Annotated in this window: 18 protein-coding genes and 1 tRNA gene; 10 read left to right on the forward strand and 9 right to left on the reverse strand. The window is 62.2% G+C overall.

All coding sequences use genetic code 11. From position 1 onward, the window contains the following. Positions 1–104 precede the first annotated feature (104 nt). Positions 105–443, forward strand: a complete 339-nt coding sequence (locus tag DevBK_RS08635; RefSeq protein ID WP_061907183.1) for a DUF3140 domain-containing protein — start codon at positions 105–107, stop codon at positions 441–443. A 17-nt stretch (positions 444–460) separates the two neighbouring features. On the opposite strand, the gene guaB is transcribed toward DevBK_RS08635, so the two are convergent. Further along, on the reverse strand, positions 461–1,963 hold the full coding sequence (gene guaB, locus DevBK_RS08640) for an IMP dehydrogenase (RefSeq protein WP_317185135.1): 1,503 nt from the start codon (positions 1,961–1,963) through the stop codon (positions 461–463). Positions 1,964–2,310: 347 nt separating this feature from the next. Here guaB and DevBK_RS08645 point away from each other — a divergent pair, with 347 nt between their 5' ends. Together DevBK_RS08645 and DevBK_RS08650 are read left to right on the forward strand one after the other, a co-directional pair. Beyond that, entirely contained in the window at positions 2,311–3,699 is a 1,389-nt protein-coding gene (locus DevBK_RS08645; protein ID WP_082511515.1) for an MFS transporter, read from the forward strand. A 28-nt stretch (positions 3,700–3,727) separates the two neighbouring features. Further along, positions 3,728–5,113, forward strand: coding sequence for an MFS transporter (locus DevBK_RS08650; protein ID WP_061907185.1), 1,386 nt, complete (start codon positions 3,728–3,730; stop codon positions 5,111–5,113). 140 nt (positions 5,114–5,253) lie between these two features. On the opposite strand, the gene DevBK_RS08655 is transcribed toward DevBK_RS08650, so the two are convergent. Together DevBK_RS08655 and DevBK_RS08660 are read right to left on the reverse strand one after the other, a co-directional pair. Then, positions 5,254–5,991, reverse strand: a complete 738-nt coding sequence (locus DevBK_RS08655; protein WP_061907186.1) for an RlmE family RNA methyltransferase — start codon at positions 5,989–5,991, stop codon at positions 5,254–5,256. Next, on the reverse strand, positions 5,981–7,153 hold the full coding sequence (locus DevBK_RS08660) for a Ppx/GppA phosphatase family protein (protein WP_317185136.1): 1,173 nt from the start codon (positions 7,151–7,153) through the stop codon (positions 5,981–5,983). Before DevBK_RS08660 ends, DevBK_RS08655 begins: the two co-directional genes overlap by 11 nt. Before the next feature lie 241 nt (positions 7,154–7,394). Here DevBK_RS08660 and DevBK_RS08665 point away from each other — a divergent pair. Continuing rightward, a tRNA-Gln gene (locus DevBK_RS08665) sits at positions 7,395–7,468 on the forward strand. Between the two features lie 129 nt (positions 7,469–7,597). On the opposite strand, the gene DevBK_RS08670 is transcribed toward DevBK_RS08665, so the two are convergent. Both DevBK_RS08670 and DevBK_RS08675 read right to left on the reverse strand, forming a co-directional pair. Further along, complete coding sequence (locus tag DevBK_RS08670; protein ID WP_317185137.1) at positions 7,598–8,062, reverse strand: gamma-glutamylcyclotransferase family protein; 465 nt, start codon at positions 8,060–8,062, stop codon at positions 7,598–7,600. After that, positions 8,059–8,694, reverse strand: a complete 636-nt coding sequence (locus tag DevBK_RS08675; RefSeq protein ID WP_317185138.1) for a DUF1028 domain-containing protein — start codon at positions 8,692–8,694, stop codon at positions 8,059–8,061. The genes DevBK_RS08670 and DevBK_RS08675 overlap by 4 nt, the downstream gene beginning before the upstream one ends. 138 nt (positions 8,695–8,832) lie before the next feature. Here DevBK_RS08675 and DevBK_RS08680 point away from each other — a divergent pair, with 138 nt between their 5' ends. The 6 genes from DevBK_RS08680 to DevBK_RS08705 all read left to right on the forward strand — a co-directional run bounded on the left by DevBK_RS08680 (position 8,833) and on the right by DevBK_RS08705 (position 15,913). After that, complete coding sequence (locus DevBK_RS08680) at positions 8,833–10,401, forward strand: ABC transporter substrate-binding protein (protein ID WP_317185139.1); 1,569 nt, start codon at positions 8,833–8,835, stop codon at positions 10,399–10,401. A gap of 137 nt (positions 10,402–10,538) precedes the next feature. Next, complete coding sequence (locus DevBK_RS08685; RefSeq protein WP_317185140.1) at positions 10,539–11,486, forward strand: ABC transporter permease; 948 nt, start codon at positions 10,539–10,541, stop codon at positions 11,484–11,486. Further along, the gene (locus DevBK_RS08690; protein ID WP_317185141.1) at positions 11,483–13,270 is read left to right on the forward strand and encodes a dipeptide/oligopeptide/nickel ABC transporter permease/ATP-binding protein; all 1,788 of its coding nucleotides are present in this window, start codon (positions 11,483–11,485) and stop codon (positions 13,268–13,270) included. Before DevBK_RS08685 ends, DevBK_RS08690 begins: the two co-directional genes overlap by 4 nt. Then, the gene (locus DevBK_RS08695) at positions 13,267–14,073 is read left to right on the forward strand and encodes an ATP-binding cassette domain-containing protein (protein WP_317185142.1); all 807 of its coding nucleotides are present in this window, start codon (positions 13,267–13,269) and stop codon (positions 14,071–14,073) included. Before DevBK_RS08690 ends, DevBK_RS08695 begins: the two co-directional genes overlap by 4 nt. Beyond that, on the forward strand, positions 14,070–14,864 hold the full coding sequence (locus DevBK_RS08700; RefSeq protein WP_061907193.1) for a FadR/GntR family transcriptional regulator: 795 nt from the start codon (positions 14,070–14,072) through the stop codon (positions 14,862–14,864). Before DevBK_RS08695 ends, DevBK_RS08700 begins: the two co-directional genes overlap by 4 nt. After that, entirely contained in the window at positions 14,861–15,913 is a 1,053-nt protein-coding gene (locus DevBK_RS08705; protein ID WP_317185143.1) for an osmoprotectant NAGGN system M42 family peptidase, read from the forward strand. Before DevBK_RS08700 ends, DevBK_RS08705 begins: the two co-directional genes overlap by 4 nt. Positions 15,914–15,927: 14 nt before the next feature. Here the strand turns inward: DevBK_RS08705 and DevBK_RS08710 are convergent, their stop codons facing one another. The 4 genes from DevBK_RS08710 to DevBK_RS08725 form a co-directional block, all read right to left on the reverse strand. Then, a complete protein-coding gene (locus DevBK_RS08710) occupies positions 15,928–16,947 on the reverse strand; it encodes a LacI family DNA-binding transcriptional regulator (protein WP_410494047.1) in 1,020 nt (339 codons plus the stop codon). 70 nt (positions 16,948–17,017) lie between these two features. After that, a complete protein-coding gene (locus DevBK_RS08715; RefSeq protein ID WP_317185144.1) occupies positions 17,018–17,353 on the reverse strand; it encodes a hypothetical protein in 336 nt (111 codons plus the stop codon). Further along, entirely contained in the window at positions 17,350–18,237 is an 888-nt protein-coding gene (locus tag DevBK_RS08720) for an NAD(P)-dependent oxidoreductase (RefSeq protein ID WP_317185145.1), read from the reverse strand. Before DevBK_RS08720 ends, DevBK_RS08715 begins: the two co-directional genes overlap by 4 nt. 20 nt (positions 18,238–18,257) lie before the next feature. Continuing rightward, a complete protein-coding gene (locus DevBK_RS08725; RefSeq protein WP_317185146.1) occupies positions 18,258–19,007 on the reverse strand; it encodes an SDR family oxidoreductase in 750 nt (249 codons plus the stop codon). Positions 19,008–19,062 lie beyond the last annotated feature (55 nt).

Here is a 19,062-nt window from a genome sequence, read left to right on the forward strand (position 1 = left end):
CGGTCGATTGCGCTGAGGCAGTAACGGGGCGGAACGCAAAATGGTTTGGCGGGGAACGCAGATGGGGGTGACCGCCGTTGCCTTGGCAAACGAGGAGCAAGGCCATGGCCCAGGACGATCACGAGGATATCTACAAGCAGTTTTCCGAGGCGGTGAACATGACGCCGGCCAAAATCGACAAGTGGCTTGAGACTGAGGAGAGCAAGGAAGTCGGTTGGCCGAAGGACGGCGACAAGGAGTCCGTAGGGCACCATTCAGGACGGCGGATTGTCGAGATCAAGCACAAGAAAAAGGCCGACCTGACCGACGCGGACTATGCGCATATGAAGAAGGTGGTCGGCTATGTGCATCGGCATCTGGCGCAGAAGCCCAAGGGCGACATCAAGGAAACCCCTTGGCGCTATTCGCTGATGAATTGGGGGCATGACCCGCTGACCGACTGACCAGCGGGCCGAAACGGTCAGCGACCGCTACGATAGTTCGGGGCTTCGCGGGTGATGGTCACGTCGTGGACGTGACTTTCGCTGAGCGCGGCACCGGAGATTTTGACGAAGGTGGCGTTCTCGCGGAAGTCCTTGAGCGTGTGCGCGCCGGTATAGCCCATCGAGGCGCGGAGGCCACCGGCGAGCTGATGGAGCACGGCGCCGACTGGGCCCTTATAGGGTACCTGGCCTTCGATGCCCTCGGGCACGAGCTTCATTTGATCGCGCACATCCTGCTGGAAATAGCGATCGGCAGAACCTGCACCCATGGCGCCGACCGAGCCCATGCCGCGATAGGATTTGTAGGAGCGGCCCTGGTAAAGGAACACTTCGCCCGGCGCTTCATCGGTGCCGGCGAGCAGCGAGCCGACCATGACGCAGGAGGCGCCACCGGCAAGGGCCTTCGCCATATCGCCCGAGAACTTGATGCCGCCATCGGCGATGACCGGAATGCCCTGCTTGTGGCCCTCCTCGGCGCAGCCCATGACGGCGGCGAGCTGAGGCACGCCGACGCCGGCGACGACGCGGGTGGTGCAGATCGAGCCCGGGCCGATACCGACCTTGACCGCGTCTGCGCCGGCATCGATCAGCGCCTTGGTGGCTTCGGAAGTGGCGACATTGCCAGCGACGATGCGGGTCGAATTGCTCTCGCGCTTGACACGTTCGACGGCTTCGGCGACGCGCACCGAGTGGCCGTGCGCGGTGTCGATGACGAGGAGATCAACGCCGGCATCGATCAGCGCGAGGGAGCGCTCAAAGCCATTGTCACCCACGGTTGAGGCAGCAGCGACGCGCAGGCGCCCCTGTGCGTCTTTGACGGCGTTCGGGTGAAGCTGGGCCTTTTCGATGTCCTTGACGGTGATGAGGCCAATGCAGCGATAGTCTTCGTCGACGACCAAGAGCTTTTCGATGCGGTGACGATGGAGGAGAACCTTGGCTTCTTCCTTTGAAACACCCTCGCGAACCGTGATGAGGTTCTGGTGCGTCATCAGTTCGGAGATCGGCTGGGCCGGGCTCGAGGCGAAGCGCACGTCGCGGTTGGTGAGGATACCGACGAGCTTGCCGATGGCACGGCCGCCGGAGCCGCCATTTTCGACAACGGGAATGCCGGAAATGCGGCTTTTCTGCATGAGGGCCAGCGCATCGGCGAGGGTCGCATTGGGGCCGATGGTGATGGGATTGACCACCATGCCGCTTTCAAAGCTCTTGACCATGCGGACCTGCTCGGCCTGTTCGGTCGCCGTCAGGTTCTTATGGATGACGCCGAGCCCGCCGGCCTGCGCCATGGCGATGGCCATATTGGCTTCTGTGACCGTATCCATGGCCGAGGAAATGATCGGTAGGTTGAGCGCTATGTCCTTGGTGACATAGGTCGCAATATCGGTTTCGGTCGGCAGGATATCGGAGCGCGCGGGCTGGAGCAGCACGTCGTCGAATGTCAGCGCATAATCGCCGGTGATGGTGGTAATAATCTTCGCCAAGGCCAGACCCTTCCTGCCTTCTGAACTCATTCAGAGATGATGGAATATGAACCGGCGGAGCAAAGCTGCGGGTTCAGGTTGGCGAGGGTCAATAGCATCGAGGCCCCGGCTTGCATAGGGCCGCGCGAGACGGGAGGAATGCGTTTGGGCACCTAGCTCAACAGGGTCCCAAGTGCTATCAGGAAAAGGTTTGGGGCATTGAAAGCGCCGACGCTTTCCCAAAAGCCTCTCTGGCGACACGAAAATCCTGCCTTGGACTGCCACTATTAACTGGCGCCGTCCGTTTCATCGGCTCATAGTCTCCAGGTCGCATTCGCGGCATTTTCCGATTCATAGGGATTGGTCCCTTGATCCGCGTTACACCGCTCATTCTGGCGGTCGCCCTGTTCATGGAACAGATGGACTCGACCGTCATCGCCACGTCCCTGCCCGCTATCGCTGCCGATATCGGCAGCGATCCAATTGCGCTGAAACTGGCGCTGACGGCGTATTTCGTGGCGTTGGCGATCTTTATTCCTTTGAGCGGATGGATGGCGGACCGGTTCGGCGCCAAGAACATTTTCCGGCTCGCGATCTTCATCTTCATGCTCGGCTCGCTCGCCTGCTCTTTTGCGTTTTCGCTCGAGAGTTTCGTGATCTCGCGGTTCTTCCAGGGGATCGGCTCGTCCATGATGACGCCGGTCGGGCGATTGCTGCTGGTGCGATCGACGCCGCGGAACGAACTGGTTTCCGCCATGGCCTGGCTGACCGTGCCTGCGCTGATCGCGCCGGTGACTGGGCCGCTGATCGGCGGATTTCTGACGACCTATCTCTCTTGGCACTGGATTTTCTGGATCAATATTCCGATCGGGATCGCTGGGATCATCCTTGCTGGAATTTTTCTCCAGGTGCCGGATGAGCGAACGCCGCGGCCGGTCGATCTCATCGGTTTCTTCATTGCCTCAGTGGCGTTTTCGGGCACCGTGTTTGGCCTCTCGGTGATCAGCCTTCCCGCGCTGCCGATCATCTACGGCTATCTCACGATCGCGGTGGGCGTCACGGCGGGGATCTTCTATTTTCTCCACGCCAAGCGGGCGCCCTATCCGCTGCTCGACCCAAAGCTTCTTCGCCACCGCTATTTTCGATCCTCGATTACGGGAGGCTCGTTCTTCCGCGTCGGGGTTGGCGCCATTCCGTTTCTTTTGCCGCTGATGCTGCAGCTTGGTTTTGGGCTCACCCCGTTTCAGTCGGGCGCCATTACCTTCGTGTCCGCCATCGGTGCGATCGTGAGCAAATTTCTTACCGAGTGGCTTTACGCCCGGTTCGGCTTTCCGCGCGTCCTGGGCCTTGCCGCGATCTTTGGCGGACTGCTGATCGCTGCGCAGGGCATGTTCACGGCCACGACGCCCGTGCCGATCATGATGGCCGTCTTGGTCGGTGGCGGTGTCTTGCGATCGGTCTTTTTCACCGGGTCCAATGCGCTCGGCTATGCCGACGTTTCGGACGAGGAAGCCAGTCAGGCGACCGCGATCGTCGCGGTGTGCCAGCAGCTTTCGGTCGCTTTCGGCGTCGCCGTGGCCGGCGGAATTCTCGAAGTGTCGAGCCGCTTCACCGGCGGGCATCTATCGGTACTCAATTTCCAGATCGCCTTCTTCACAGTCGGCGCCCTCAGCGCCCTGGCCAGCGTCGTCTATCTCACCCTACCCAAGAACGCCGGCGCCGATGTTTCGGGCCACCGCCGCTATATCAAGGAGTAGCGGCGGCTCAGCCGGCGCCTGATCTTTCGTGAACCGTAGTACACCCCTGATCCTCGCCACGGCCCTGTTCATGGAAAACATGGACTCGACCGTCATCGCGACCTCGCTCGCCGCCATCGCCGCCGATATCGGCACCGATCCGATTTCGTTGAAACTCGCGCTAACGGCCTATCTCGTCGCGCTCGCCATCTTCATCCCCATTTCGAGCTGGATGGCCGACCGCTTTGGCGCACGCCGCGTGTTTCGCATCGCCATGCTGGTCTTCATGATCGGCTCGATCTGCTGCGCTTTTTCCGGCTCCCTGGCGCAGTTCGTTGGCGCTCGCTTCATCCAAGGGATGGGCGGGGCGATGATGGGACCCGTGGCGCGACTGGTTCTGGTGCGCGCCACGCCGCGGCATCAATTGGTCGACGCCATGGCCTGGCTGACCATTCCGGCGCTGATCGGCCCGATCGTCGGGCCGCCCTTTGGCGGATTTCTGACGACCTATTTCTCGTGGCACTGGATTTTCATCATCAATGTGCCGATCGGAATTTTGGGCATCGTGTTGGTCGGCTTCGCGCTGCCCAACGAACATCGCAACAAGCCCCGCAATATCGATGGACCGGGCTTCGTGCTGGCAGGTCTCGCCTTTGCGCTCTTCGCCTTCGGCTGCTCCGTCGTCAGCCTGCCTGCCCTGCCTCCGATTTACGGCGTCATCTCGGCCATTGCCGGCATGGTGCTCGGGGTCTTCTATACGCGTCACGCGCTGCGGACGGAATTTCCGCTGCTCGATCTCCGGCTCTTGCGGGTGCGAACCTTCCGCATCGCCATCGTGGCCGGCACTTTCTTCCGCCTCGGGCAGGGCGCGACGCCGTTTCTCTTTCCACTGATGTTGCAATTGACGTTTGGCTTCTCGCCCTTTGAAAGCGGCATGGTGACCTTTGTCGGCGCGATCGGCGCGCTGGTCGCCAAATTTGCCGCCAATTGGATGTTTGCCCATTGGGGGTTCAAATATCCGCTCGTTTGGTCCACGGCGATTTCAGCGGCTGGCATTTATGCGATGGGGCTCTATACGCCTGAAACGCCCATCCCGCTGATCCTCGCGCTGCTGACCTTTATCGGCTTTTGGCAATCAACCTTCTGGACCGGCTCCAACGCCTTCACCTTCGCCGATATCGAAGACAAGGACGCCGGCCAGGCCAATGTGATCAGCCAGGTCTGGGGTCAGCTGATGTTTGCCATGGGGGTGGCTGTGGGCGGGGGAACCTTGGAACTCGTGCACCGCATGCGCGGCGGCGGCGAACTGGCGCTGATCGACTTCCACATTGCGTTCTATGTGGTCGGGACCGTGGGGCTGTTGGCGACAGTGCTGTTCCTGTCGCTGCCCAAGAATGCCGGGCATCAATTGCTCAAGAATCCACGCCCACATTGACGCGAGTGTGACTCTAAAGACTTTGTGCTGAGGTGTGCAGCAAAGCGCATCAGGATGGGGGCTGATGACAAAGACGCCTCATTCGCCTTCGGTCTCACCCCGCCATTCGGGCATAGCCCTCATGGCCTCGTCGCCTGAAATCACTCCACTGGAGTGATTTCGCCTTCGGCCGGCGCCGAGCCCTTAAAACCCTTGGCGACAAGATAGGCTTCAGCCGACTCGCTGCGGCTCGATGGCGGCTTGACGTGCATGGTGGTCTTGAAGTGGCGCTTGAGCATGTGCAGCAATTCATGCTCGGTGCCGCCCTGGAAGACCTTGGCAACGAAAGAACCGCCGGGATTGAGCACCTGAATAGCGAAATCGGCAGCGATCTCGATCAGATGGACGATGCGCAGGTGATCCGTCGGGCGATGACCCGTCGTCGGCCAGGCCATGTCACTGATGACCGCGTCCGCCTTGTGACCGCCGAGAGCAGCAAACAGCATTTCGGGCGCGTCGTCCTCGGTGAAATCCTTCTGGAGAAGGACGACGCCAGGGATCGGGTCCATTTCGAGATAATCGATGCCAATGACCAAGGGATTTTCGGCCGTCGAACCCACGGCCTTGGCCGCAACCTGCGACCAGCCGCCGGGCGCCGCGCCAAGATCGACGACGCGCATCCCCTTCTTGAAGAGCTTCTGCTTTTCGTCAATTTCCTTGATCTTGAAGGCCGCGCGCGAGCGTAAACCTTCGGAACGGGCACGGGCGACATAGGGGTCATTGAGCTGGCGCTGCAGCCATTTCGTGGACGAGGTCGTGCGTCCCTTGGCCGTCTTGAGCCGGATTTTGAGGTCACGGTCGGATTTGCGTCCGCCTGTGCCGAGGGCTTTATCCACCATGTCCGTTCCTCCGCTTGGGGCGGCTCGGCCGCTTGTGAACCTTATCTGCATCCATCAGGGAAATCAGGATGCCTTCGCGCAGGCCACGATCGGCCACGCGCACGCGCTCGGTCGGCCATTCGCGCCGAATGGCTTCGAAAATGGCGCAGCCCGGCAAAACCAGATCGGCGCGATCCCGGCCAATGCAGGGATGGGTGACGCGACGATCAAACGGCATATTGAGCAGCACACGCATGATCTCGTCGACCTCGCCGCTCTTGAGCCAGAGACCATCGACCTTTTGGCGCTCATAGCGCTCAAGCCCGAGGTGAAGACCGGCAAGCGTCGTAACCGTGCCCGAGGTGCCGATCAAATGCACCGGATGGGTCGCGATCATCTGGCGAAGCTTTTCGCGGCCGCGGAACTGCTTGAGATGCTCAGCAACGAAAGCAACCATCGCCTCGAACACCTCGGGCGTCACATCGACGCCGCCAAAGCGTTCGGCGATGGAAACGACACCCACCGGCAGCGACTGCCAGGAGCGGATCGAGGCCGACATGCGGCCCTGCGAGCGGGGACGGCCACCGCGAAAATCGAGCCAGGCCAGCTCAGACGAGCCGCCGCCGATATCGAACATCAGCGCGCCCTGGGCGCTATCGTCGATAAGGTCGGCACAGCCTGTGACGGCGAGTTCGGCCTCGGTGCGACGATCGACGATTTCAAGCTCGATGCCGAGCTCGTCCTTCACGCGGCCAAGAAATTCCGGGCCGTTTTCAGCAGCGCGGCAGGCTTCGGTCGCAATCAGACGCATGCGCGTCGGCTGGTGATCGCGCAGCTTGTTGCGGCACTGCTTCAGCGCTTCCATGGTGCGTTCCATGGCAGCATCGCCAAGACGACCGGTAACTGAAACCCCCTCACCCAGGCGCACGATGCGGGTGAAGCCGTCGAGCACGCGGAAACCGTGGTCATGCGGGCGGGCAATCAGCAGGCGGCAGTTATTGGTCCCAAGATCGAGCGCTGCATAAAGCGGCCCTCGTGCGCGCCTTGGCCCATGCGACGTCCGCGGCTCCGCCTGATGTGGCGCAGCCGAGCCCCTTTCCTTCCGATCGGGGCCGGAAGGCGTGCGGAGCGCCGTGCCGGTCCGGGCGACCGACAGGGCAGCGGACCGATTCGAATCGGTCACTTGGTTCTCCTGACGCTGCGCGGTCGCTGGCCAGCATTGCCGGCCGCGCCCACAGCGCAGCTTTTGTGTTGCATTGTTGAAAAAGACGGTACTTGAACGGGACGCGGAGCGCAATGCACACATTCATTGGGCAAACCTGCGCCCTAACCGCTTGCAATCCGCTTCTGCTTTGTCTAATGGAAACCCGCGCCGCCAAGAAGCTCAGGCTTCACCACCGAAGCGGCCGGCCAGCAGGCCCTGCTGGGGAATAGTTCAACGGTAGAACAGCGGACTCTGACTCCGTCGATCTTGGTTCGAATCCAGGTTCCCCAGCCAAAACTTCCTGCATTTATCGAAAAGCTAAGCGGTCTGTGCTTTGTGTGATTGTTTCACACATGCCGACTCAACCGAAAGTTGACGGCCTACGTCCCGAAGCTTTGCATCACCGCAGCGAGGCGTTGGGCTTTAGTTCCAATCTTGAAGTTGTGTCAGGTACTCTTCCGGAAACCGGTGCATGGATGCGCCGTCGCGTAGGTGCCGGAGATAGGCTGCGTTGGGGCGGTGTGCGCCATCCTGCGCTACAGCGATATAAGTCTGCGCTAAATACGGTCTGCCATCGACCAGCACCTCGATCTCGACCCGATTATAGCTATTGAGTTCTGTCGCCCGCTCGACAACAAAATCTTCGTAGGCGTCGAGGCGCTCGATATTCTCCGCCGACAGCCTATAGACCACGCCCAATGTCTCAGCGCCCGGTCGCGGCGTGATGGAGGCAACGCCGCAGTCGCGAGTCACAGAATGCCGCGGAAAGCAAAGCACATGGTCCGCCAAAACCCCGATGCCGACGACTTCGGCTCCAGGGCAGCGTGCCTGCATTTGCGCGAGGTCCATGTTGGAGCCATAGGCGAAGTAGAGAAAGTGCTGTTTCATCGCCTCGGCACTTCGTCGACGAACTCAGCATAGGAACCCGAGGTCGCCAGCCCCAGCAGATGATCCAGTGCCGCCAATGGGTCATCGGCTGCATCGATCCTGAGGTCGAGATCGGGATAGGCTTGGCTCCCCTGCACCAATAGTGCGGACGAGCCGACGCCGCGGCTGTCGCCCCCCGCTGCTGCACCTGCCAAGAGCGCGTCGAGCAGTGCCCGCGCCAGATTTCCCTCGGCCGCGCGAAACGCTGCCATCATGTTCTCGATCACGGCGCGACCCGTCAGCATATTGCCGGCCACCGCGACATTGGTCTCCAGCAAATGCCCTGCAAACCCGATGCAGTCCGCCCCGGTCCAACCCGCCGTACGCCCTGCCGAATCCACCAGCACCACCTGCCGCCGATCGGCTTCTGCGTCATTTGCAAGCGCCGCCGCCAGCGCCGCATCGGCCGGTTGGCCATCGAGCAGCGCCAGCGCATCGATCGCCAGGTACGGATTGGTCATCGCCTGCGTCGCGGCCGCGCCGATTCCTCCGCGCACATGCGGGACCAACGCACCCACCATCGGACCGGCCGTCGCCGTCGCCACGCCGAAGGCGCCGCTGACCGGATCACGCGCAATTATGGAAAAGGTCATTCCGGCATCCTCGCAGGCAAAGAAGATTTATCATCATAAATTGACATGGTACGAATTTATGCTGATAAATTGACCATGCTCTGCTGCATAGCGCAACCGCACGGCGAGAGCGAGGGAACGCAAGGAGAGGTTTTCACTATGATCCGCACATGGAAAGGCGTCGCGGCGCTGCTTTTGGCCGCCACTTCGCTCAGCTTTGTTTCGCCGGCGTTCGCTCAGACGCCGCCCAACATCCTCGTCATCGGGCAGATCGCCGAGCCGGCTTCGCTTGATCCGCATGTCTCAACGGCCGCAAACGATTTCCGCATCGCCGTCAACATCTACGACGGCCTCGTGCGCAACACGCCCGGCACGCTCGAAATCGAACCGGCGCTGGCCACCGACTGGACCATTTCCGACGATGGCCTCGAATACACCTTCAATCTGCGCGAAGGCGTGACCTTCCACGACGGTACGCCGTTCAATGCTGAAGCGGTGAAATTCAACTTCGATCGCATGCTGAAGGAAGATCACCCCTTCGCCTCGACCGGCCCCTTCCCGCTCGCCTTCTTCTTTTCTTCGGTCAAGGACGTTGCGGTGGTGGATGACCTGACGGTCAAATTCACGCTCAACGAACCCTTTGCCCCGTTCATGAGCAATCTGGCCTCGCCTACTGGCCTCATCGTCTCGCCGGCCGCCGTCGAACAATATGGCAAGGATTACGGTCGTCATCCCGTCGGCACCGGCCCGTTCAAGTTCGAAGAATGGCAGTCCAATACCAGCGTCGTCGCCTCGCGCAACGATGCCTATTGGGATGGCGCGCCTTCGCTTGAAGCTGTGATCTTCCGCCCGATCACCGACGCCAATACCCGCGTTGCCGAAATGCTCTCGGGCGGCATCGACGTGCTGCTCGAAACCCCGCCCGACAATGTCGCCCAGTTCCGCGACGACGCCAATTACCAGGTCGTCGAAGCTGTCGGCCCCCACGTCTGGTACGTGATGCTCAACGCCAAGGACGGCCCCTTTGCCGACAAGCGCGTGCGCCAGGCGGTGAACTACGCGGTCAACAAGGAAAGCCTCGTCAACGACGTGCTCCAGGGCACGGCCGACGTGTCCGCCGGCCCAATCCCGCCCGCCTTCAACTGGGCCTATAACGAAGACGTCGCGCCCTATCCCTATGATCCGGAAAAGGCCAAGGAACTCCTCGCCGAAGCCGGGGCGGAAGGTGCAAAACTCACCTTCCTCGTCACCGAAGGCGGCTCGGGCATGCTCGATCCCGTCCCGATGGGCACCGCTATCCAGGCCGATCTCGCGGCCGTCGGGCTCGATGTCGAAATCAAGACCTATGAGTGGAACACTTTCCTTTCGGAAGTGAATCCCGGCCTCGAAGGCAAGGGCGACATGGCCGAAATGGCCTGGATGACCTCCGACCCCGACACCCTGCCCTTCCTGACCCTGCGCACAGCGGCCTTCCCGGCCGAAGGCGGCTTCAACTCGTCTTATTATTCCAACCCGGAAGTCGACGCCCTCCTCGACAAGGCGCGTCTCTCGACCGATCCTGCCGAGCGCGGCGAACTTTATAAGCAAGTCCAGGCCATCACCCACGAAGATGCCCCCTGGCTCTTCGTCGCCAACTGGAAGCAAAACGCCGTCGTCACCAGCGCCGTCGGCGATTTCGAACTGCAGCCGGACTTTTCTCTGATCCTGCGTGACGTGACCAAGCAGTAACTCTGTGCCAGAGGGGGCATCCCCCTCATCCGGCGCTCGCCTCTTGTTCCTCTCCCCCTCGGGGAGAGGGTGGATCGCGCAAAGCGCGAGACGGGTGAGGGGGATGCCGCCAACACCACTGCCCCGGAGGACCTTCCATGACCGCCTATATCGGCAAACGCCTCCTCGCCGCGATCCCCGTCATTCTCGGCCTTTCCATCATCGTCTTCCTCGTGATGAAGCTGATCCCCGGCGATCCTGCGCAGGCCCTCCTCGGCTCCTATGCGACCCCCGACAATGTCGCGCGCATCAATCGAGCGCTCGGCCTCGATCGCTCCTGGCCCGAGCAATATGTCATCTGGATCGGCAATCTTCTCCAGGGTGATTTCGGCCGCTCCTACATCCTCAATCGCCCCGTCCTCGACGAAGTGCTCGAGCGGTTTGGCGCGACGCTCATCCTAGCCGGCGCATCTCTGATCATCTGCTCGGTGCTTGGCATTCTCGCCGGCATCGTCTCGGCCGTGCGCCAATTCGGCTGGACCGACCGGATCGTCACCTTCTTCGTCCTCATCGGCATTTCCATGCCGGCCTTCTTCCTCGGCCTCGTTTTCATCCTGTTCTTCGCCGTGCAATGGAAGCTGCTCCCCGCCTCGGGCATGTATGCAGTCTATGGCGGCGGCGACCTCCCCGATCTGCTGCGCCACCTGATCCTGCCCGCCTCCACTCTCGCCATCGTCGCGACGGGCGTCGTCGCCCGCCTCACCCGCGCCGCCATGCTCGAAGTCCTGCGCCAGGATTTCATCCGTACCGCCCGCGCCAAGGGTCTCAGCGAAAACAAAGTCATCTACCGCCACGCCTTCCGCGCCGCATTGGTCTCCATCATTCCAGTGCTTGGCATTCAGGCCGGCTTCGTCCTCGGCGGCGCAGTCTATATCGAAACAGTCTTCCAGTGGCCCGGCCTCGGCCAGATGCTGGTCAAGGCCGTCTCGACCCGTGATCTGCTGCTGGTGCAGGGCGGCGTGCTCGTTGCCGCCACCGTCTATGTGCTCGTCAATCTTCTGGCCGATGTCGCTCAGGCCATGCTCGATCCAAGGCTCAAAGCATGACCGATCTCACTGTCCCGACCCCGACCTTTGCTCGCAAGCGCCGCAGCAATCTCCAATTGCTGCTGGCCAATCGCCTCGCGGCGGCGGGTCTCTTCATCTTCGGCTTCATCGTCATTGTGGCGCTGCTCGCGCCCATCCTGCCGATCCCGAACCCGGACATAACCGATCAGCCCAATCGCCTGCTGTCGCCACTGAGCCCCGGCCATCTCCTCGGCACCGACCACCTGGGCCGCGATATCCTTTCGCGCCTCATCTGGGGCACACAGGTGTCCCTGCTCGTCGGCATCAGCGCCACGGCGCTCGCGGCCTTCTTCGGCTCGCTCATCGGCCTCGTCGCCGGCTATGCCCGCGGCGCCACCGACAGCATTCTCATGCGCTTTGTCGATATGCTGATGGCCTTCCCCTACATCCTCCTTGCCATCGCCATCGTCGCGGCGCTTGGCCCTGGCCTTCTCAATGCGCTCTACGCTATCGCCCTCGTCAATATCCCCTTCTTTGCCCGCAATATTCGTGGCGTCACCGTCTCGATCCGTAATCGCGAATTCGTCGACGCCGCGCGCCTCTCGGGCAAAAGCCACGCGGCTGTCCTCTTCACCGAGGTCCTGCCAAATGTTCTGCCGGTGATCGTCATCACCATGTCGACCACCGTCGGCTGGATGATCCTTGAAACTGCCGGCCTCTCCTTCCTTGGCCTCGGTGCCCAGCCGCCCACCTCAGACCTCGGCTCCATGCTCGGCCAGGCCCGCGCTCAGCTCTTCACCGCGCCACATGCTTCCATCATTCCCGGCGTGATGATTTTCCTCCTCGTCATGAGCATCAACCTCCTCGGCGACGGTATCCGCGACGTGCTCGATCCGCGCCTCCGCTCCGGCACCCTCGGCCGCCCCATGCCGGTCACCAAGATTGACCGCCAGTCCAAGCCCGCCCCGACTCTTGCAGACGCACCCGCCCTCGTCGTCGAAAACCTCTCGACCGGCTTTGATACCGGCGCCTCTATCACCCCCGCTGTCCGCGACATCAGCTTCCGCTTGGGCAAAGGCGAATGTCTTGGCCTCATCGGCGAGAGCGGCTCTGGCAAGTCGGTCACCGCGCTCTCGTTAATGGGCCTGGTCGCGTCCCCGCCCGGCGTCATCACCAATGGCGGCGTCTATATCCAAGGCCAGGACGTGCTGTCTGTGCGCGAGCAAGACCTTATCGCCCTCCGCGGCGCCCGCGTCGCCTATGTGTTTCAGGACCCGCTGACGACGCTCCATCCGCTCTTCTCCGTCGCAGACCAGATCGCCGAAGCAGTCCTTGCGCACAATCCCATCGGCAAGCGCGCAGCCCGCCAATGCGCTATTGAGCTGATGGAAACTGTCGGCATTCGGGATGCATCTGATCGTGCCAGCGCCTATCCGCACGAACTCTCCGGCGGCCAGCGCCAGCGCATCGGCATCGCCATGGCGCTCGCCAATGATCCCGATATCATCATCGCCGACGAGCCGACCACTGCGCTCGATGTCACCGTGCAGGCGCGCAATCTCGATCTCCTGCAAACCCTGCGGCGCGAGCGTGGCCTTGCTCTCCTTCTCATCACCCACGATTTCGGCGTCGTCGCCCAGGTTTGCGATCGCGTCGCGGTGATGAAAAATGGCGAAATCGTCGAACAGGGCGAAACGCAAACGGTCCTCCGCGATCCCCAGCACGACTACACCAAGCGCCTCATCGCCTGCGTCCCCGAACTCGGGGAAGGCCACAGTTTCCTTAATCGGGTTCGCCCGCTCTTTACGGAGGCCAAGGCATGACCAACGCCATCCAGATCCGCGATCTCGTCAAAACCTTCGGCGGTGGTCGCTCCCTTTTCGGCCGCAAGGCCAATGAAGTCCAAGCTGTCCGCGGCATTTCGCTTGATCTCAAGCGCGGCGAAACGCTCGGCATCGTCGGGGAAAGCGGCTCAGGCAAGTCAACGCTCGCCCGCATGCTCGTTGGCCTTGAGCATCCCACCTCCGGCACGATGCTGATCGATAACAAGCCCTGGGCCGATCTTGCCGCCTCAGGCTCCCGCGCCTTTGGCCGCACCATTCAATATGTCTTTCAAGACCCCGTCGCCTCGCTCAATCCGCGGAAAACCATCGGCGAAATCCTCGACGTCCCGCTGCGTCTCCTCTGCTCTTACGACAGCACCAGACGCGCCCTCCGAAAGCGCGAACTGATCGACGCCGTGCAAATGCCGCTCGATACGCTCGACCGCTATCCCCACGAATTCTCCGGCGGCCAAGCCCAGCGCATCGCCATCGCCCGCGCTCTGGCGGCCGAAGCCAGCATTCTCGTCCTCGATGAGCCGGTGAGTGCGCTCGATGTCTCGGTGCAGGCCCAAGTCCTGCTGCTCCTCCAGCAATTGCGCGACGATCTCGGCCTTTCCTACATCTTCATCAGCCACGATCTCGCCGTCGTGGAATCGATTTCCGATCGCGTTGCCGTCATGTATCTCGGAGAAGTGGTGGAGACCGGCCCAGCGGCCCAGCTTTTCGCCAACCCGCAACACGACTACACGCGCTCGCTCATCGCCAGCGCCCCACGCCTCTCCGCAACGGACAGCGCCGCATGAGCGAAATCGCCCCCCTTGATCCGCCGCGCCGCAAGCGCACCGACGAGATCGTCGACGCCATAAAGCGCATGATCGTCGAACATGGCCTTGGCCCCGGCGATCGCCTGCCGCAGGAGCGCGATCTCATTGCCCAGTTTTCTGCAAGCAAAGGCACCGTCCGTGAGGCTCTGAAATCCCTCGAAGTTCAAGGGTTGATCTCGGTCCGCACCGGCCCCGGCGGCGGCGCCTTCATCGAGCGCATGTCCGAAGGCCGGGCGATGAGCCTTCTCTCCAATTTCCTCTTCGCCAAGAACCTGACGATCGCCAATATCTATGAGATGCGAAAGGTTCTCGAACCGCAACTGGCAGCCAGCGCCACCCCCAATATCGACGAAGTGGGCCTCAAACGCCTTGAGGCCATCATTGGCATCTACGACCACGAGCCGGCCGACCAGAACGAGCGTTGGAACCAGCGCATGGCGGAATTGGATTTCCACGGCGTCGTTGCCGAATATTCCGACAATCCTATTCTCGCTTTCACCTGCCGGTTTCTCCAGCGCCTCTTGAAAGATCTCACCATCGCACAGGACATTTATGTCCAGCCCGAGCCCGTCTCGCGCGCCAGCGGCATCCAGCATCAGCGCGATCTCATCGCCGCCATGCGCCGTCGCGATGCCGTCGCAGCCGCCGCGATCCTCGCCGAGCATATGAGCGAAGCCGAAAAGCACATGCTGACCCTCGAGGCCAAGCTCGAAGACCGCTTCCTCGAAGAAGTCTCGCCAGCCCGCACCCGAAAGCGCCGCTCCGCATGATCGATTCCGACTATCTCCTCGACCGGCTGCTGCAGCTGGTCAAAACGCCGAGCCCCGTCGGCATGACTGATCGCGCGGTGGCCTTGGTCGATACCTGGCTGCGCGATCTCGGCTATTCGCCCAAATATACCCGCCGCGGCGTGCTTTATGTCGAAGTCGGTGATGGCCCACCCCGCCGCGCCCTTGCCGCCCATCTCGACACGCTCGGCGCCATGGTCACCGAACTCAAGCCCAATGGCCGCCTTTCCCTGCGCAACACCGGCACCTGGGCCGCTCGCTTCGCCGAAGGCGCCCGCGTCACCATCTTTTCCGACCATGCCGAGCACCGCGGCACCATCCTGCCGCTCAAAGCCTCAGGCCACCGCTTCAACACCGAAGTCGACACCCAGCCCGCCGATTGGGACAATCTCGAAATCCGTATCGACGCCATCCTGCCCGATCGCGAAGCCCTCGTCGCCGCCGGCTTCAACGTCGGCGATATGGTCGCGATCGACGCCCAGCCCGAGGTCGTCGACGGCTTCATCGTCTCCCGTCACCTCGACGATAAGGCCGGCTGCGCCACCCTCCTCGCTGTCCTCAAATCCATCGCCGAGGGGCACACCAAAGTCGCTGTCCCCTTCCAAGCCATGTTCACCATCGCCGAAGAGATTAACATCGGTGGCACGCACGGGTTTGGTCCCGAGGTCGAAGAACTGCTCGCCATCGACAACGCGGTAACCGCTCCCAACCAGACATCGCGCGACGACGCCGTCACCATCGCCATGCGAGATCGCCAGGGGCCCTTTGACGCCCGCATGACGCGCCAAATGTTAACGGTCTGTGAACAGAATGGCATCCGATACGAGCGCGATACATTCCGCCACTACCGCTCCGATAGCGCCGCCGCCGTCGAAGCCGGCTGGGATATCCGCGTTGGCCTCGTCTGCTTTTCCCTCGACAGCTCCCACGGCTGGGAACGCACCCACCTGGCCTCGCTCCAAGCACTGGCAGCATTGCTAAAGGGCTATATTGAAACCGAGATGTTCAATACCGAAGGCCAACTGTCGTAAATTATAAAGTGTTCTCAAGACATTGTTGACGCACGAATGAGCAGTTCCGTAGTAATTTCAGAACCTAGCAGACTGTCCGTCTCTTCAAGCCCAAGTAGACTAGCGACCACCGCCGCGGTTCTGCGGCCAATCCGGTCAGGGAATGGGTTGACCGTGGTCAAAGGCGGAACGCAGATCTCAGCGACTTCGTAATTACCAAAGCCTGCAATGGCGATTTGCTTGGGCACGGCGATGCCCATTCGCTGGCATTCAGTTAGCGCGCCGAAGCCGACAAGATCCGAAACACAAATGACAGCGTCTGTATCGGGCCACTGCTGCAGCAGCGAACGCATGGCGGCGGCGCCTTCGAGCATCGAGACGGGCGGGACACCGGCTGCGACGAGCCGGGTCGCATCCAGGCCGTGACGCTCCATGGCGGCGATGAAGCCGGTGCGGCGGTCGGCTCCGCGGGAATCGCGGCCGGCTTCTCCGCCGATGAAAGCGATGCGGCGGCGGCCGGCGGCGACGAGGTGATCGACCAGCATGGCGGCGGCATCGGCATTGGAAAAACCGACGACGTGGCCGATTGGGTCCGCTGGAATGTCCCAGGTTTCGACGACGGGAATACTGGCGCTTTGAAGAAGGCGTCGGCAGCGCGGCGTATGTTGGCCGCCGGTGACCACTATAGCTTCAGGGCGACGGCGGAGGAGCTGTTCGACAAGGATTTCTTCTTGTTTGATATCGTAGTCGGTGTAGCCGAGGAGCGGCTGCAGGCCGTGGGCCTTCAAACCATCCGACAGGCCGCGGACGGTGTCGGCGAAATTGGCGTTGTTGATCGAGGGAATTGTGACCGCGACAAAGCCGGTGCGCTGCTGGCGGAGATTGGCGGCAGTGCTGTCAAAGACATAGCCGAGTTCTTCGACGGCCTGACGGATGGCGTCGCGCGTCTGGGCGTTTACCGAGGTGCCATCGCGGAGAGCCCGGCTGACGGTCATGGGCGAAACGCCGACCTTGCGGGCAATGTCCTGCATGGTCGGCGGTTTGCGTGGCGGCATCAGCGGTTCCGAAAAGCGAGTATGGCGGGCGCCAAATGATCAGGGGGCGCGTTGCCGGACAAGCGCAATCTCAGAGTTTTTCGTAGTCTTCGGCGTCCATCACGTGATGGTGGATGCGGCCGGTGAAGAAGCGGGCGAGGACGCTTTCAGTGGCGGCGCGCGCCTTGGTGCGCACGGGACTGGCTAGCGCGGCATCGACGGCGGCGACGTCAGGATAGGAGACGGCGAGGATCATCGGGAATTCTGGCGCGCCGTCGTCGCGCTTGACGGCATAGCTGACGCACACCGAGAGAGCGCCGGGAAACTGCTTCCAGAGCGGCAGGATTTCGGCGGTAACGGCGGCGCGGAAGGCGGCGTCCTGGCCTTCATGCACCTGACCTTCAAAAAGGGCGTAGCGGGTGATCACTGAAACTTCTCCTTGCTGGGGCCGCGGAAGAACTCCATCAGCGCGGCCTGGTCTTCGCCGCCCAAGCCCGCTGCGGTCAGCAGGCGATGGATTTCGGCCGCGAGGGCCGTCAGCGGCATGGTGATCTGGGTCTGGCGCGCGAGCTCGCGGGCGCCATCGAGGTCCTTGACCATATTGTCGATGCGGCCGGTACGGCGATAATCGCGGGCGGCAAAACGGGGCATATATTCCTGGAGCAGCGCACTATCAGCGCGACCGCCCTTGAGCGCAGAAGGAATGCGCTCGACATTGACGCCTGCGGCTTCCGCCAAGGCGGTGGCTTCGGCCACAGCCATGAAGCCGAGACCGCAGAGGACCTGGTTGACGATTTTCGTCGTCTGGCCGGTGCCGACATCGCCCATATGGGTCTGGTTGGAGGCGACCTGGGCGAGGATTTGCTGGGCCTCGCGCACATCGGCCTCGGCGCCGCCCTGCATGAGGGTCAGCTGGCCGAATTCGGCCTTGGGCGCTCCGCCAGAGAGGGGGCTATCGACCCAGCGGAGGCCTTTTTCCCTGGCTTCGGCGGCGAGAGCGCGCGTAGCTTCGGGGTCGATGGATGACATGTCGATGATGAGCAGACCCGGCGCGGCGCCTGCGGCGATGCCGTTGGGGCCGAAGACAGCGGCGCGGACGATGTGGGGGGCGTTGAGGCTGAGAATGACCGCGCGGGCGCCTTGGGCGAGTTCGCTGGCGCTGGTCGCAGCGGTCGCGCCCTTGGCGACGAGATCGGCGACTTTTTGCGCGTCGAGATCGAAGACTTTTAGCTCCTCTCCGGTGGTCGCCAAACGCGCGCCGATGGCGCCGCCCATGGCGCCGGCGCCGACAAGACCGATGTGACCCGTCATGAAATCCTCCTCAGGCAGTCTTAGAGCGACGCGGTGATGCCGCCATCGACGTAAAGCGTGTGGCCGTTGACGAAGCTCGAGGCCGGCGAGGCGAGGAAAATGCAGGCGCCGACCAGTTCCTCGACATTGCCCCAGCGACCGGCGGGGGTGCGCTTTTCGAGCCAGGCCGAAAAATCCTTGTCGGCGACGAGCGCAGCGTTGAGCGGGGTATCGAAATAGCCTGGGGCGATGGCGTTGCACTGGAGGCCATACTTGGCCCAATCGGTGCACATGCCCTTGGTGAGATTGCCGACGGCGCCCTTGGTGGCCGTATAGGGCGCGATCGAGGGGCGCGCGAGAGCGGTCTGGACGCTGGCGATATTGATGATCTTGCCGGCGCGGCGGGTGATCATATGGCGGGCGCAGGCCTGGCCGACATTGAAGACGCTCGCGACATTGGTCTGAAGGAGGCGCGTAAAAGCGTCGGCGGGAAAATCTTCGAGCGGCGCGCGAAACTGCATGCCTGCATTGTTGACGAGGATATCGATGGCGCCGGTTTCAGCCTCGAAGGCATCGACGGCAGCGCGGGCCGCTGCGTGATCGGTGACATCGAAGGCGAGCGTCTTGGCGCCGGGAATTTGGCGGGCGGCTTCGGCGAGCTTGGCCTCGTCGCGCCCATTGAGGACGACGCTGGCGCCGGCTTCGGCAAGACCATTGGCGAGTGCGAGACCGATGCCCTGCGACGATCCCGTCACCAGGGCGCGGCGGCCGGTCAGATCAAAAATCTGCATGGGTCACTCCTTCAAGAAACGGGCTCGACAAATGTGCCTGCCTCTGTTTTGTTAT

Origin of the sequence: Devosia sp. BK (genome assembly GCF_032907385.1) — a bacterium.
Taxonomy (GTDB): Bacteria; Pseudomonadota; Alphaproteobacteria; order Rhizobiales; family Devosiaceae; genus Devosia.

What these genes read in the sequence shown, in the direction of transcription:
- DevBK_RS08635 (WP_061907183.1), top strand. Translation starts at nt 105, where the DNA reads ATGGCCCAGGACGATCACGAGGATATCTACAAGCAGTTTTCCGAGGCG.
- DevBK_RS08655 (WP_061907186.1), bottom strand. Translation starts at nt 5,991, where the DNA reads ATGGTGGATAAAGCCCTCGGCACAGGCGGACGCAAATCCGACCGTGAC.
- DevBK_RS08670 (WP_317185137.1), bottom strand. Translation starts at nt 8,062, where the DNA reads ATGAAACAGCACTTTCTCTACTTCGCCTATGGCTCCAACATGGACCTC.
- DevBK_RS08675 (WP_317185138.1), bottom strand. Translation starts at nt 8,694, where the DNA reads ATGACCTTTTCCATAATTGCGCGTGATCCGGTCAGCGGCGCCTTCGGC.
- DevBK_RS08680 (WP_317185139.1), top strand. Translation starts at nt 8,833, where the DNA reads ATGATCCGCACATGGAAAGGCGTCGCGGCGCTGCTTTTGGCCGCCACT.
- DevBK_RS08685 (WP_317185140.1), top strand. Translation starts at nt 10,539, where the DNA reads ATGACCGCCTATATCGGCAAACGCCTCCTCGCCGCGATCCCCGTCATT.
- DevBK_RS08690 (WP_317185141.1), top strand. Translation starts at nt 11,483, where the DNA reads ATGACCGATCTCACTGTCCCGACCCCGACCTTTGCTCGCAAGCGCCGC.
- DevBK_RS08695 (WP_317185142.1), top strand. Translation starts at nt 13,267, where the DNA reads ATGACCAACGCCATCCAGATCCGCGATCTCGTCAAAACCTTCGGCGGT.
- DevBK_RS08700 (WP_061907193.1), top strand. Translation starts at nt 14,070, where the DNA reads ATGAGCGAAATCGCCCCCCTTGATCCGCCGCGCCGCAAGCGCACCGAC.
- DevBK_RS08705 (WP_317185143.1), top strand. Translation starts at nt 14,861, where the DNA reads ATGATCGATTCCGACTATCTCCTCGACCGGCTGCTGCAGCTGGTCAAA.
- DevBK_RS08710 (WP_410494047.1), bottom strand. Translation starts at nt 16,947, where the DNA reads ATGCCGCCACGCAAACCGCCGACCATGCAGGACATTGCCCGCAAGGTC.
- DevBK_RS08720 (WP_317185145.1), bottom strand. Translation starts at nt 18,237, where the DNA reads ATGACGGGTCACATCGGTCTTGTCGGCGCCGGCGCCATGGGCGGCGCC.
- DevBK_RS08725 (WP_317185146.1), bottom strand. Translation starts at nt 19,007, where the DNA reads ATGCAGATTTTTGATCTGACCGGCCGCCGCGCCCTGGTGACGGGATCG.